Source organism: Caballeronia terrestris (genome assembly GCF_001544515.1).
Taxonomy (GTDB): domain Bacteria; phylum Pseudomonadota; class Gammaproteobacteria; order Burkholderiales; family Burkholderiaceae; genus Caballeronia; species Caballeronia terrestris.
The window spans coordinates 1-13,533 of sequence record NZ_FCOL02000014.1; the positions used below are offsets into that span (position 1 = coordinate 1).

13 protein-coding genes are annotated in these 13,533 nt (G+C 65.1%); 7 read left to right on the forward strand and 6 right to left on the reverse strand.

All coding sequences use genetic code 11. From position 1 onward, the window contains the following. The first annotated feature begins 616 nt into the window (after positions 1-616). The gene (locus AWB67_RS14015) at positions 617-1,690 is read left to right on the forward strand and encodes an ABC transporter ATP-binding protein (protein ID WP_087656856.1); all 1,074 of its coding nucleotides are present in this window, start codon (positions 617-619) and stop codon (positions 1,688-1,690) included. Between the two features lies 1 nt (position 1,691). On the opposite strand, the gene AWB67_RS14020 is transcribed toward AWB67_RS14015, so the two are convergent. The 6 genes from AWB67_RS14020 to AWB67_RS14045 all read right to left on the reverse strand — a co-directional run bounded on the left by AWB67_RS14020 (position 1,692) and on the right by AWB67_RS14045 (position 8,753). Then, positions 1,692-3,230 carry a methyl-accepting chemotaxis protein gene (locus tag AWB67_RS14020; protein WP_087656857.1) on the reverse strand — a complete coding sequence of 513 codons (1,539 nt, stop codon included), beginning with the start codon at positions 3,228-3,230 and terminating at the stop codon, positions 1,692-1,694. A 97-nt stretch (positions 3,231-3,327) separates the two neighbouring features. Beyond that, on the reverse strand, positions 3,328-4,038 hold the full coding sequence (locus AWB67_RS14025) for a TetR family transcriptional regulator (protein ID WP_087656858.1): 711 nt from the start codon (positions 4,036-4,038) through the stop codon (positions 3,328-3,330). A gap of 65 nt (positions 4,039-4,103) precedes the next feature. After that, positions 4,104-5,021: an ABC transporter permease gene (locus AWB67_RS14030; RefSeq protein ID WP_087656859.1), complete on the reverse strand. Its 918-nt coding sequence runs from the start codon at positions 5,019-5,021 to the stop codon at positions 4,104-4,106. After that, the gene (locus AWB67_RS14035) at positions 5,018-6,136 is read right to left on the reverse strand and encodes an ABC transporter permease (protein ID WP_087656860.1); all 1,119 of its coding nucleotides are present in this window, start codon (positions 6,134-6,136) and stop codon (positions 5,018-5,020) included. The genes AWB67_RS14030 and AWB67_RS14035 overlap by 4 nt, the downstream gene beginning before the upstream one ends. Further along, the gene (locus tag AWB67_RS14040; RefSeq protein ID WP_087656861.1) at positions 6,133-7,731 is read right to left on the reverse strand and encodes an ABC transporter ATP-binding protein; all 1,599 of its coding nucleotides are present in this window, start codon (positions 7,729-7,731) and stop codon (positions 6,133-6,135) included. Before AWB67_RS14040 ends, AWB67_RS14035 begins: the two co-directional genes overlap by 4 nt. Next, positions 7,728-8,753, reverse strand: a complete 1,026-nt coding sequence (locus AWB67_RS14045) for a BMP family protein (RefSeq protein WP_087656862.1) — start codon at positions 8,751-8,753, stop codon at positions 7,728-7,730. The genes AWB67_RS14040 and AWB67_RS14045 overlap by 4 nt, the downstream gene beginning before the upstream one ends. A 205-nt stretch (positions 8,754-8,958) precedes the next feature. Between AWB67_RS14045 and AWB67_RS14050 the strand changes: the two genes are divergently transcribed. The 6 genes from AWB67_RS14050 (at position 8,959) to AWB67_RS14075 (ending at position 13,468) form a co-directional block, all read left to right on the forward strand. Further along, positions 8,959-9,765, forward strand: a complete 807-nt coding sequence (locus AWB67_RS14050) for a cysteine hydrolase family protein (protein ID WP_087656863.1) — start codon at positions 8,959-8,961, stop codon at positions 9,763-9,765. Beyond that, positions 9,762-10,907 (forward strand): amidase, encoded by a 1,146-nt coding sequence (locus AWB67_RS14055; protein ID WP_087656864.1) that lies wholly within the window; start codon positions 9,762-9,764, stop codon positions 10,905-10,907. The genes AWB67_RS14050 and AWB67_RS14055 overlap by 4 nt, the downstream gene beginning before the upstream one ends. Positions 10,908-10,915: 8 nt before the next feature. Beyond that, on the forward strand, positions 10,916-11,122 hold the full coding sequence (locus AWB67_RS14060) for an AtzG-like protein (protein ID WP_087656865.1): 207 nt from the start codon (positions 10,916-10,918) through the stop codon (positions 11,120-11,122). After that, positions 11,119-12,534: an AtzE family amidohydrolase gene (locus tag AWB67_RS14065; protein WP_087656866.1), complete on the forward strand. Its 1,416-nt coding sequence runs from the start codon at positions 11,119-11,121 to the stop codon at positions 12,532-12,534. Before AWB67_RS14060 ends, AWB67_RS14065 begins: the two co-directional genes overlap by 4 nt. Further along, a complete protein-coding gene (gene hpxZ, locus AWB67_RS14070) occupies positions 12,531-12,920 on the forward strand; it encodes an oxalurate catabolism protein HpxZ (protein ID WP_087656867.1) in 390 nt (129 codons plus the stop codon). The genes AWB67_RS14065 and hpxZ overlap by 4 nt, the downstream gene beginning before the upstream one ends. A gap of 95 nt (positions 12,921-13,015) precedes the next feature. After that, positions 13,016-13,468, forward strand: coding sequence for a YybH family protein (locus AWB67_RS14075; protein WP_235025153.1), 453 nt, complete (start codon positions 13,016-13,018; stop codon positions 13,466-13,468). Positions 13,469-13,533 lie beyond the last annotated feature (65 nt).

A 13,533-nucleotide genomic window follows, 5' to 3' on the forward strand; every position in this document is an offset into this window, starting at 1 on the left:
GGAACCGGGCTTGGCTCGCGGACCCACTGTGGCAACGCGCAGTACACCGGACAGGTGCAGCAGTCATACATCCGTCCTCGCGCTACGCGCTCAGACGTGGGGTGCACGGCGCAGGGAATCAAGGCAGGCAGGGAGCTTGAGTTTGTGAACCCCACATCTGCGCGAAGCGAAGACGGCGCTATCCTCGCGCTACGCGCTCAGAGGTGGGGTGCATCGGGCAGGAGTCAAGGTAAGTGGAGAGCGCCAGTCAGCCGATGGGTTTTAGTGAACCTCACGTCGGAGCGAAGCGAGGACGGAGCCAAACGGAGCGCATACCACTCCGAGGAAGTGCGCGTTGCCACAGTGGGTCCGCGAGCCAAGCCCGGGTCTACCGTGAGGGCGACACTTACTCTCCAGCGCCAATCCGTTTTTACGCGAGTGAGGGTTTGTTAGCTTTGGCGGTTGGAAGCTGCTTTCTTTGCAGCAGCAAAGAAAGTGAGTCCCGCCCCGGACAGGGGCAGAGCAAATAGACCAAAAAGAAAGCAAGTTCCATCGGAGCACTAGCGTATCAAACGGTTCACACACCAAACCCAAACCCAACCCCAACCCTAAACCCATCCGAGCGCTAGCCAAACCTATGTCTCACTTGACGATAAACCGCATCACCAAGCACTTCGGCACGGCAAAGGCGCTGGACCGAATCAACCTCACGATCCCAGCGGGAAAACTCGTCTCGTTCCTAGGACCGTCGGGCTGCGGCAAGACCACGCTTCTGCGAATCATCGCGGGCCTCGACATGCCCGACAGCGGCACGCTGACCTTCGACGATATCGACATCACGCATATCCCGGCGAGCCGCCGCAACTTCGGCATGGTGTTCCAGTCGCTCGCGCTCTTCCCGCACATGACAGTCGCGGCGAACATCGCGTACCCGCTACGTCTGCGCAAGGTCGATCGCACGCGTCAGGCGAAACGCGTGAAAGAACTGCTGGAATTGATCCAGCTCCCCCACATGGCCGAGCGCCCGGTCGCGCAACTCTCTGGCGGGCAGCGCCAGCGCGTCGCCATCGCGCGGGCGATTGCCTCCGAGCCGCGCCTGCTGCTGCTCGACGAACCGCTCTCCGCCCTCGACGCCAAACTCCGCGAAGCGATGCAGGTTGAAATCCGCCAGCTTCAGCAGCGGCTCGGCATCTCGATGATCATGGTCACGCACGACCAGCGGGAAGCGATGACGATGGCCGACGAGATCGTCGTGATGGAGCGCGGACGCATCGCGCAGGTGGGACGTCCGCTCGATATCTATCGCGATCCGGCCAACGAATTCGTCGCGGATTTCATCGGGCTCGGCAACGTGCTGCCAGTCGAGCACGACGAGGACGGCGCGGTGATGCTGGCCGGCGGTCAGCGCATTGTGGTCGATGGCGTGCGCGAGCGGGGCAAGCCCGTGCGTCTCCTGATCCGTCCCGAGGACGTGTGCATTCGCGATTTCGCCAGCACGTCCGGACCGAACCGTATCGAAGGGAAAGTGGCCTTCATTCGCGACGTCGGCGCAAGCCTAGAGGCGACGATCGACTGCGCGGGTGTCACGCTCACCGCCACCACGACCTCACGCGAAACCCCGGGGCTCGCGATCGGTCAGACGGTGATCGCGGAGTTGCCGGTAGCGTCATGCAAGCTCGTGGCGGCGCGCGAAGAAGCGCACCACGCCTGAATCAGGCGGCGACGCGAAACACCTTCACCGTATCGCGCAGACGCTCGGCCTGCTCATCGAGCGACGCGGCCGCAGCCGCCGCTTCTTCGACGAGCGCCGCGTTCTGCTGGGTGACGTCGTCCATCTCGGAGACCGCGCGATTCACCTGCTCGATACCCGTGCTTTGCTCGATCGATGCCGCTGCGATCTCGCCCATGATGTCACTTACGCGCTTGATCGACTGCACGATCTCGCGCATCCGGTCGCCCGCTACGGCCACTTGCCCCGTGCCGTTGTCGACCTTCGTCACCGATGATCCGATCAGCTCCTTGATGTCCTTCGCCGCCGTCGCGCTGCGTTGCGCGAGCGTGCGTACTTCACCCGCGACGACCGCAAATCCACGGCCTTCGTCACCGGCGCGCGCGGCTTCGACCGCGGCGTTCAAAGCAAGAATATTGGTCTGGAACGCGATGCCTTCGATCACGCTGATGATCTCTTCGATGCGACGCGATTCGTCGGCGATCGTGCGCATCGTGCCGACCACCTGATCGACCGCTTCGCCGCCACGTTCGGTGGCCTGCGACGCGAGTTGCGCGAGCTGGCTCGCCTGCCGCGCGTTGTCGGCGTTCTGCTTGACGGTCGCGGTGAGCTGTTCCATGCTCGCGGCCGTTTCCTGCAACGCGGCCGCCTGCTCCTCGGTGCGCTGCGAGAGATCGGTGTTGCCCTGCGCGATCTGGCTCGATCCCGATGCAATCGATTCGCTCGACTGCTGAATGTCGCCGACGAGGGCGCGCAGCTTCGTCTTCATCTGGCTCAACGCGAAGAGCAGGCTCGAACGATCCGACGGGGCAAGCTTCACTTCGGCGGCGAGATTGCCTTCCGCGATCTGCGCGGCGAAGGCGGCGGCGTCCGCCGGTTCGCCGCCGAGCGCCTTGCGTACGCTACGCGCCATGAAGAACGCAAGCGCGCCGACCGCGCCGAGGATCGCGCATGAGATCGCGAGCAGCGTCGTCGCGAGCTTCCAGTAGGTCGCGTTGATGTCGTCGTAGAAGAAGCCCGTGCCGATCCACCAGCCCCACTCGGGAATCGCGACCACGCCCTGCAGTTTCGCTTCGAGCGGCGCGTCCTGCGCGCGCTTGATGAGCACGTCGACGAGCGCGACGTGGCCGGCGGCGAGGCCGCGCTGATACGCTTCGGTATCGGTCATGCCGGTCGACGTGCGGTTGCCGCTCGTCTTCGTGCCCACGAGCGCCGGATTCGGATGCACGAGGTTGATGCTGTCGGCGGTGGTCGCCCAGTAGTAGCTCTTCTTGTCGGCGTTGAGCTGGCTGAGCGCCTGCTTCGCCGCGCTTTGCGCTTCGTCGCGCGTCATCTTGCCGCTCGCTTCGAGGCCGCGGTAATACTGCACGAGGTACTCCGCCTTGGTCAGCAGATTGACGATCTGCCCGCGACGCCCTTCGATGAGCGATGTGTCGAGCGAATAGAGCGCCGTCGCGACGACGCACGCGACGCCGATCAGCGCGGTCGCGACGAGAATGATCAGTTTGGTGGAAATCTTCATGAGGCCCGCAAGTCCGATATGTGGTTTAACCGCTTGGTACAGATATCGGCACAGCGGGCGTCAACTTGAGGCGTTACACAGGTTGCAGCACGAACGTTCAGTTGCTGAACGCCAGTTCGCGGATGCTGCCCTTTTTCAGGAACGTGCTCACCAGTTCATGCGCCTGGTGCTTGTGCGCCGCTTGCCATGCAGGCGCGAGCATTTCGGTATCGAACATGCGCGAGAGCGTGTACGCGTTCGACTTGTGAAAATACGCGAGGCTCACGAGCGTCACGTACAGATGCAGCGGATCGATGCCTTTTCTGAGCGTGCCTGCCGTCTCGCCGCGCCGGATGAGCGTGCGCAGTTTGTCGAGCACGGGCGAGGACATCGCCGGAATCACGCGCGACAGTTTCAGGTAGCGCGCGCGGTTGAGGTTCTCCCACGAAAGCAGACACAGCAGCTCGGGATGCTTCGAGAAATGCCCTTCGGTGAAGTCGTAGAGTTGCAGGATGCCGGCGGCGGGATCGACTTTCTGTTCATCGAGCGTCACGGCGAGTTCCGCTTCGCGCAGCCGCGCAAGGACATGCTCGAGGACTTCGACGTAGAGCTTTTCCTTGCCGCCGAAGTAGTGATAGATCATCCGGATGTTGACTTTCGAGCGGCTCGCGATCGTTTCGACGCGCGCGCCGCTGTAGCCTTTGTCCGCGAACTCGCGGATCGCGATCTTCAGCATGCGCTCGCGGGTCTTCGCCGCGAGTTGCTGGCGGCGCGTGGACGGAACGGGCGTGGGTTCGGCTTTCGCGGTTGACGTCGTCTTGCGTGGCATGAAGGATCGAGTGGTTGGGCCAGCGCGCGAACGCGCCGTGCATCGTGCCTGCGATGGTACTGCAATCATCGTCGGAAGGGCTGCGTGAGCGCGGGCGGCGCCGTCTGCCGGCCGATGAGTCCCGCCACCGCGACGAGCGCGAGCAAATACGGCAGCATGATCAGGAGCGCGGTCGGCACCCGGATGCCGAGCATCGGCAACTGGAACTGCATCGCGGTTGCCGCGCCGAATAGCAGGCACGCAAGCGCGGTGCGCCCGATCTTCCAGTTGCCGAAGATGATCGCGGCGATCGCGAGATAGCCAGTGCCGTTCGTCATGCCTTCGGTGAACGTGTGGATATCGCCGATGGAGATGAAGCAGCCCGCCGCTGCCGACATCACGCCCGAGAACACCACAGCGCCATAACGCAGCCGCGCGACCGAGAGCCCCGACTGATCGACCGCGCGCGGCGCGACACCCGCCGCATGCAGCGCGATGCCGAGCGACGTGCGGCGCATCACGATCGATGTCGCGATCAGCACGGCGAGTCCCGCGTAGAGCAGCCACACCTGATGGAACACGGGCTCGCCGATCACGGGCAAGTCGCCGAGGCCGGGCGGTGACCAGCGCGAAAGGCCCGGAATCGCCGCGTTCGAGCGCGAGCCGAACACTTCGCGATACGCGAGCGTCGTGCCGCCGAGCGCGAGGATGTTGATGCCGATGCCAGTCACGATCTGGTTCGCGCGCAGCGTGATGCTGAGGAACGCCTGCAATAGCGCCAGCGGAATCACGCCGAGCATGCCGCATACGAGCCCGATCGAAGGATTGCCGGTCAACCACGAGAACGTTGCGCCGAGGAAGGCGCCGGTCAGCATCATCCCTTCGACGCTCATGTTGAGCACGCCCGCTCGCTCGCTGATCAGCTCGCCGGTGGAGGCGAGCAGCATCGGCGCGGCGAGGCGGATGGACGCCCCCGCGAAAACCGCCAGAAGCTCGACGTTCATTGGCGCACCCCTTTGCGTTCGAGCCACATTGCGCCGCCCGCGAGCGCGACCGTGACGATTCCCTGCACGATCAGCACCAGCGCCGACGGCACCGAAGCCACCATCTCCATGTTGATGCCGCCCGAGCGCAGGAAGCCGAACAGCAGCGCGGCGGCGAACACGCCGGTGATCGAATCGCGCGCGAGCAGGCCGACGACGAGACCGTCGAAACCGTAGCCCGACGAGAAGCCGGCCTTCAGCGAATACTGGTCGCCTTGCAGCATCAGCGCGCCCGCGAGTCCGCTGAACGCGCCGGCGAGTGCCAGCGCGCCGACGAGCGCCGACGTGATCGGCAAGCCCGCACGGCGCGCCGCGACCGGATTGAGGCCGGCGGCGCGCAGGCACAGGCCGAAGCGCGTGCGCCTGAGCATCACCGCCGATGCAACCGCGAGCACGAGCGTGAGCGGCAGCCCGATGTTGAGGTTCATGCCGCTCGCGGCGAGGCTCGCTGGGAGCTTCGTCGCGTCGGGGATTTCGAGCGATTCGGGCAGCGTCGCGCCGCTCGTCATCGGCTGGCGCAAAAGCGCTTCGCTTTGCACGCACCAGTAGAGCAGCCACACCGCGATGAACGACAGCAGCAGCGTGCTGATCACTTCGTTGGTGCCGGCCTTCGCCTTCAGGATGCCCGGCACGCCGCCCCAGATTGCGCCCGCGGCCGCTGCGGCCAGCATCGGCACGATGAACGCCAGGCCGAAGGGCAGATGCGCGCAGCCTCCGTAGAGGCTCATCGCGGTCGCTGCAATGCCACCGATCGCGATCTGCCCTTCGCCGCCGACATTGGTGAGCCGCGCGCGGTTCGCGATCACGAAGCCGGTGCCGACGAGCGCGAACGCGAGACTACGGTTGATCGACGCGCCGATCGCGTAGGGCGATCCCCATGCGCCATCGGCGAAGGCAGCGATTGCATCGCGGATCGGCACGCCGACTGTCGCGATCAGCGCGAGCGCCGCGAGCATTGCCAGCGCGACCGATGCACCGATCACGAGCGCGACGCGCAGTTGCGGCGAACCGCCTGCCGTGCCGTTTCTGTGGCGCAAGCGGGAAAGCGTGTCGCCAAAGTTGAGATCGAGGTTCATGCGTCGTCCTCCGCGCCCGCCATCCACGCACCAATGCGTCCGCGATTCGCCGCATCGGGCGTGCAACTGCCCATGATGCGGCCGCGATACAGCACCACGATGCGATCGGCAACGCTCAGCAGTTCGTCGAGTTCGGATGAAATAAGCAGCACGCCCACGCCGCGATCGCGCGCCGCGCGGATATGCGCATACACGGCCGCGACCGCGCCGACATCGAGCCCGCGCGTCGGCTGGGCGGCGAGCAGGAAGACGAGCGGATTGAGCGTGAGTTCGCGCGCGAGCACGGCCTTCTGCTGGTTGCCGCCGGAGAGGCCGCCGAAGAGCGCATCGGGGCCGCTCGCGCGCACGTCGAAGCGCGCCATCAGTTCGAGCGCGGCGGCGCGCATCGCGCGTCGCTTGAGGAAACCGGCTTGCGTGTAACGGTCGAGGTGATTGAGCAGCAGGTTGTCGGCGAGGCTCATGCCCGTCACGCAGCCGACCGCGTGCCGGTCCTCGGGCACGATGCCGACACCCGCTCGCGTAAGCTCGCGCGGGCCCGCCTGCGTCATCTCGCGGCCCGCCACGAAGAAGCGGCCAGCAGATGCCGGCATCATGCCCGCGAGCACCGCGCCGAGTTCGCTTTGCCCATTGCACTCGACGCCCGCAATGCCGACGATCTCCCCGCGATTCACGACGAGCGTGCAGTTGGACAAGCGCTGCGCGCCTTCGGCATCGCGTGCGCTCAGGCCGTCGATCTGCAGCACTTCGTCGCCGAGCGGCCGCGAATAGGGCGACGGTTCCGGCGTTTGCGCGAGCGAGAGGCGGCTGACGGCATCGTCGCCGGCATCGGGCGCGTCGTCGGCGCGCGCGCGATGGATCATCGCGTGCACGAGGTGATCGATCTCGCTCGACGGCGACGCCGATCGCGCGACGACGCGTCCCGATTGCAGCACGGTGGCGCGCGTCGCGATGCGGCAGATTTCGCGCAGCTTGTGCGTGACGAGCACGACGGCGCAGCCGCGCGCCGCGACGCGCGCGCACGTGTCGAGCAGGGCGTCGATTTCGGCGGGCAGGAGCACGGCGGTAGGTTCATCGAGCAGCAAAAGGCGCGGCTCGCGCATCAGGCATTTGACGATCTCGACGCGCTGCCGCTCGCCCACCGACAGATCGGAGATACGCACATCGAGCGCGAGATCGAGACCGACGCTCGTCAGCACGTCACGCACTTGTTTCGCTCGTGCGCCGCGGTCGAGCCAGCCGCGCGCCTGACCGAGCAGGAGGTTGTCGAGCACCGTCGCATCGTCGACGAGGCTGAAATGCTGATGCACCATCGCGATGCCGTGCGATAACGCCTCGCGCGGATTGCGTGGCCGATACGGCGCGCCGTCGACCTGCATCGTCCCCGCATCGGGTTGATGCACGCCGAAGATCACATTGCACAGCGTCGACTTGCCCGCGCCGTTCTCGCCGAGCAGGCAATGCACGTCGCAGGGCATCAGGTCGAGGGAGACGTCGTCGAGCGCCTGGAACGCGCCGAAGCGCTTGCCGATGCCGGCGAGCGAGAGAATGGGCGCCGTCTCCGGACGCGGCGCGAGCGAGAGAGCGGCGGCGTTCATCCTTCCGACACCTTGATCTTGCCACTCAGGATGTCCTGCTCGATCTCCTTGATCTTCGCTTCCATCGCGGGCGTCGGCTTGCAGACGGCCATGCCCGATGCCTTCGGTCCCATCGCGAGGCCGAACGCCTTGTAGCCCGGCTGCCAGGTGCCTTTTTCGAGTTGCTCGATTGCGTACTGCGCCTGATAACCGACGCCCGTGATGCTGTACGCGATGTAGAGCGGATCGCTGCCGCAGCGGTCCGTATAGCTGCCGATGACGTGCGTGTTCTTTTCCTTCGCCGCCTGTTCGAGTCCGCGAAGCCCGAGATTCAGGATGTGATAGTGGACGTCGGCACCTTGCGCGATTGCGGCGGCGGTTGCTTCGCGCGCCTTGGCGACGTTGTCGAAGTCGCCGGTATAGCTTTCGAAGTACTTGATCTTCGGATTCACGTAGCGCGCGCCGTTGCCGAATTCCTTGCCCGCGTTGACGATCGACGGAATCTCCATGCCGCCGACGTAGCTCACCGCGTTGCTCTTCGAAAGCATCGCGGCGGCCGCGCCCGCGACGAACGCGATCTCGGCCTGCTTCACGTCGTAGCCCGCGACGTTCGGCGGCATCGTCTCGCCCTTGCTGCCGCCGACGATCGCGAACTTCACGTTCGGGAAGCGCTTGGCGATCTTCAGCACGGCAGCCTGCGTCTGCCCACCGACGCCGATCACCAACTGGTTCTTCGTCGCGAGATTGGTGAGCGCCTGCTCCATGTCCGCGTAGTTGATGTTCTCGATGATCTGCGTCTTCAGCTTCGGACCGAATTCCTTTTGCGCAGCCGTGACGCCTTCATAGCCCGATTCCATCCAGCCCTTGTCGGTCTTCGAACCGGGGATCAGCACGCCGACACGCATCGCTTCATCCGCGGCGTGCGCGTCCGTCATGAAGAACGCCGGAGCGCTGAGCGCGCCGAGTGCGAGGACGGTAAGCGCGCGCTTGATGAGCCGGCGGTTGAGAGAGCGCGGCGAAAGTTGCTGCAATCCGATCATCACTGGCACTCCTTTTGCGTTTGGTTTGGGTAAGTAGGTTATTCATGAACGAATTCGACAATGCAACTTCGATGCCATGCTCAAGCGAATGCGTTTCCCTGGCGGTAGGCGAAGGTGCTTTGTGATGCGAATGACGACCGCTAAAGCTTAAGAAATCGGTGAGCGCGAGACGCTCGATTCCCCCTAACGGTATGACGTGGAGCACACCTTGGAAAAAGTCCAGAACCCAGACGCAGCGGCGCTTTCCGGCGCGCTAGGCGCGTTCCGGCAGACGCGCTGGAGCGCGACGACAACTCTCGTCGACATGGCGCCCGAGACGCCGGCGCCCCGCATCGCGACACTCGATTCAGCACCGCAGCAAGTGCGCTTCGACATCGAGAAAGCAGCGATCGTCGTGATCGATATGCAGAACGACTTCTGCACCAAAGGCGGATGGGTTGCCCATCTTGGGGGCGACTACGACGCCGACCGCGCGCCGATTGCACCATTGCAGCGCCTGCTGCCGATTGCGCGTCGGCATGGCGTGCCGGTGATCTGGGTGAACTGGGGCAATCGTCCGGACCTCGCGAACATGCCGCCTAATCAACTGCATCTGTACAAGCCGACGGGAACGGGCATCGGTCTCGGCGAGCCGTTGCCCGGGCATGGCGCGCATGTCCTGGAAAAGGATTCGTGGGCGGCGGCGGTTGTCGATGAACTCGCGCCCGAGCCGCAAGACATTTGCGTCGACAAGTACCGCATCAGCGGCTTCTGGGACACGCCGCTCGACAGCATCCTGCGCAATCTCGGCACGCGCACGGTGTTCTTCGCGGGCGTCAACACGGACCAATGCGTGCTGCATACGCTCACCGACGCGAATTTTCTGGGCTACGGTTGCGTGATGTTGTCGGATTGCTGCGCGACTTCGTCCCCTGCGTTCTGCACGGAAGCGACGATCTGGAACGTGAAGAAATGCTTCGGCTTCGTCGCCACGTCGATGCAACTCGCCGATGCGTTGAACGGAGCATCACTATGAGCGCATTCGTGCCGGGGCCACGGCTTCAAGTTGCCGCCACCGCGAGCGGTCCGCTCGATGGCTTGCGCTTCGCGGTGAAGGATCTGGTCGACGTCGAGGGCGTCGTGACGGGCGGCGGCAATCCCGACTGGTTCGCGACGCACGCGAAAGCCACGCGGCACGCGCCGAGCGTGGCCGCGTTGCTCGCTGCGGGCGCATCGGTCGATGGCAAGACGATCACCGATGAACTCGCCTATAGCCTCGAAGGCGTCAACGTCCACTACGGCACGCCGCTCAATCCGCGCTGGCCACATGCGTTGCCCGGAGGTTCGTCGAGCGGATCAGCGAGTGCGGTTGCAAGCGGCGACGTCGATTTTGCGCTCGGCACCGATACCGGCGGCTCGGTGCGCGTGCCCGCCGCGTTCTGCGGACTGTGGGGCATCCGGCCGACGCACGATGCCGTATCGCCCGAAGGCGTGCTGCCGTTCGCGCCGTGCTTCGACACTGTCGGCTGGTTTGCGCGCACGGGTGAGATGCTGGCGCGCGTCGCGGACGTGTTGCTCGTGGATACAGACGCAGTCGATGTTCCTGCGCGTCTCACGCGATGCGCGGAAGCGTTCGCTGCGCGCGCGGCGAGCGAGCCGGAAGATTCCGCGCGCCTATCAGCGGCCGCTATTGATGAGGCGAGCGTCTTCGCAGGCGAGCAGGCGCTCTGGCTGCATTGCTACCAGCAACTTCAGGACGACGCGATCCGCGCATCGTTAGGTGGGTGGATCTCATCGACGTCGCCGCGCTTCGGCCCGTCCATCGCGTCGCGGTTCGACAGGCTCCAGAAGCTGGACGACGCCGAAGTCGCGCGATGCCGCGAACTGCGCAAAACGCTCGCAGAACGCATCGACACGCTCGTGAACGCAACCGTGATCGTGCAGCCGACCACGCCGCTGGCGCTCATCGAAAAGGACGCATCCGATGAACGCATCGGTGCGTTCTATCGCGATGCGCTGACGATGAACTCGATCGCGGCGCTCGCCGGTCTGCCACAAGTGACCGTGCCGCTCGCCGACGAGCGCGACCGTCCGCTGGCGTTGTCGTTCATCGGGCCGCGCGGCAGCGACCGCGCGTTGATCGCGCTCGCGCGCAGCCTGTTTCCTTCCATTCAATAGAGACCGCCATGTCCGTCGATCCATCGCAACAGCCCGAGCGCGCGACGATTTCCGCTTACGTCGATGCCTCGCTCGCGCTTCACTTTCCCTCTTTGTCCGAAGCGGCGTCCGCGCGCGTGCACGAGCAGTTCACCCGCATCGCGATGCTTGCGGCGCCGGTGCTCGCGTTCCCGCTGAACGCCGACGACGAACCCGCAGCGGTGTACCGCCCATGACGAACGCACGCTTCCCCCTCGACGCGCTCGGCATCGCGCGCGGCTTTGCACGCGGTGATTTCACGGCGCGTGACATCGTTGAAGACACGTTCAGCCGCATCGAAGCGGGCGACCGGCACGTCAACGCGTTCACGGCGCTCACGGTTCAACGTGCCTGCGATGATGCCGACCGGCTGGATGCGATGCGCGCGAAAGGCGAGCCTTTGCCGCCGCTCGCCGGAGTTCCCTTCGCGGCGAAGAATCTCTTCGATATCGCTGGCGTCACGACGATCGCAGGCTCGCACATACTCTCGGACAACGCACCCGCCACCGCCGATGCAACGCTCGTGCAACGCATGCGCGATGCGGGCGCGATCGTCGTCGGCGCGCTCAACATGGACGAGTTCGCCTACGGGTTCACAACAGAGAACCACCACGCCGGTCCTTGCCGAAATCCGCATGATTTGTCGCGCACGGCGGGCGGATCGTCGGGCGGCAGCGCGGCGGCGGTCGCGGCGGGCTTCGTGCCGCTGACGCTCGGCACCGATACGAACGGCTCGGTGCGCGTGCCTTCATCGCTGTGCGGCGTGTTCGGCGTCAAGCCGACTTACGGGCGCCTCTCACGGCACGGCACGTTTCCGTTCGTCGCGAGCATCGATCACATGGGCGCGTTTGCACGCAACATCGACGATCTCGCCGCCGCTTACGATGCGCTGCAATGGATCGATGAGCGCGACCCCGCGTGTTCGGCGCGCGCGATCGAACCGGTCAGCGGGATCGAGCGAAAGCTCGCGCTGCGAGTCGCGCGCCTCGGCGGCTACTTCGACGATAACGCCAGCGAGGAGGCACGCGCTGTCTCGATCGAAGCGGCGCGTGCGCTGGCCGCTGACGATACCGTCGACTTCCCCGATGCCGCCGCCGCGCGCGGCGCCGCGTTCCTGATCAGCGCGGCGGAAGGCGGCCAGTTGCATCTTCCGACCTTGCGTTCGCGCTATGACGAGCATGAGCCGTTGTCGCGTGACCGGTTGATCGCGGGTGCGCTGGCGCCTGCTGCGTGGGTGCTGCATGCGCACCGCGTGCGGGCCATCGTGCGCAAGCGCGTGCTCGAATTGTTCGACCGCTACGACATCCTGATCGCGCCCGCGACGCCCATCGTCGCGCCGCATATCGGCGATGAGTTCATGGACGTTAACGGTCAGCGACTTGCGGTGCGTCCGAACCTCGGCGTGTTGACGCAGCCGGTGTCGTGCATCGGACTACCGGTCGTCGCCGTGCCGATGCGAACTGCCTCTGGCCTGCCAATCGCCGTGCAAGTGATCGCGCCGCCCTGGCGCGAGGATCTGGCATTCGATGCGGCGCGACGGATCGAAGAAGCGCAGCTTGCGTGGTGTCCGCCGCCGCCGTCGTTCGAGTCCGCGGAGAGTGTGCGATGAACGAGATCGACAAGCCGGACGTGCTGGCGGAAGTCAACGCTGCATTCGATGCCTACGAGCGCGCGCTGGTGACGAACGACGTCGCCCTGCTCGACGAACTGTTCTTCGATTCGCCTCATACGCTGCGCTACGGTGCGACCGAAAATCTCTACGGATACGAGGCGATCCGCGCGTTTCGCGCTGCGCGGCCGAGCGCGGGACTGGCGCGGACGGTAACGGCGCGCGTCGTGACGACGTATGGCGATTCGTTCGCGGTGGCGAACATCGAATTCCGTCGCGAGGGAAATCCGCGGGTCGGACGGCAGAGCCAGACGTGGATGAAAACAACAGACGGATGGCGCGTAGTGTGCGCGCATGTGAGCTGGATGGAGGCGTCGTCCCCGTAATTGATTACAGGCAAACCCATACCTATACTGCACGCGCAGACTGGCGGGCGTAGGGCGTTTGCAAGGTCGCCGGTCTGCGCTACCGGAGACATGCGATGAACAAGATAATTCGGCATCTCGGCGCCTGCGCACTGCTGGCTTTCACTGCGTCACAACCCGCGCTCGCACAGGGCGACGCAGCGAAGTCCGTCGAAGCAGCCAACGCCACCTGGGACAAGGCGTTCAATAGCGGCGATGCGCATGCACTCGCCGCGCTTTACGATGAGAAGGCAGTGGTGTCGCCAGGCAACGGCAAGGCTGTCAAGGGCCGCGCCGATATCGAAAAGCTCTTCAAGGGCGCCTTCGGTGCGGGCTTTCGCGATCACAAGACGGAAGTGGTCGACGCGCACCGCAACGGCAAGGTCATATACGAGACGGCGAACTGGAGCGCGGTATCGGAGAAAGACGGCAAGAAGACGGAGTACAAAGGCGTCTTGCTCAAGGTGATGACGTTAGGTTCCGATGGGAAGTGGCGAGCGTCGGCGCACACCTGGAACGCCGCGCCTTGATGTTCTCTTAGATGGTTGCATAGCGAACTGGTTCTCACGCGCCCGGCATTTGCCGGGCTGTCTAG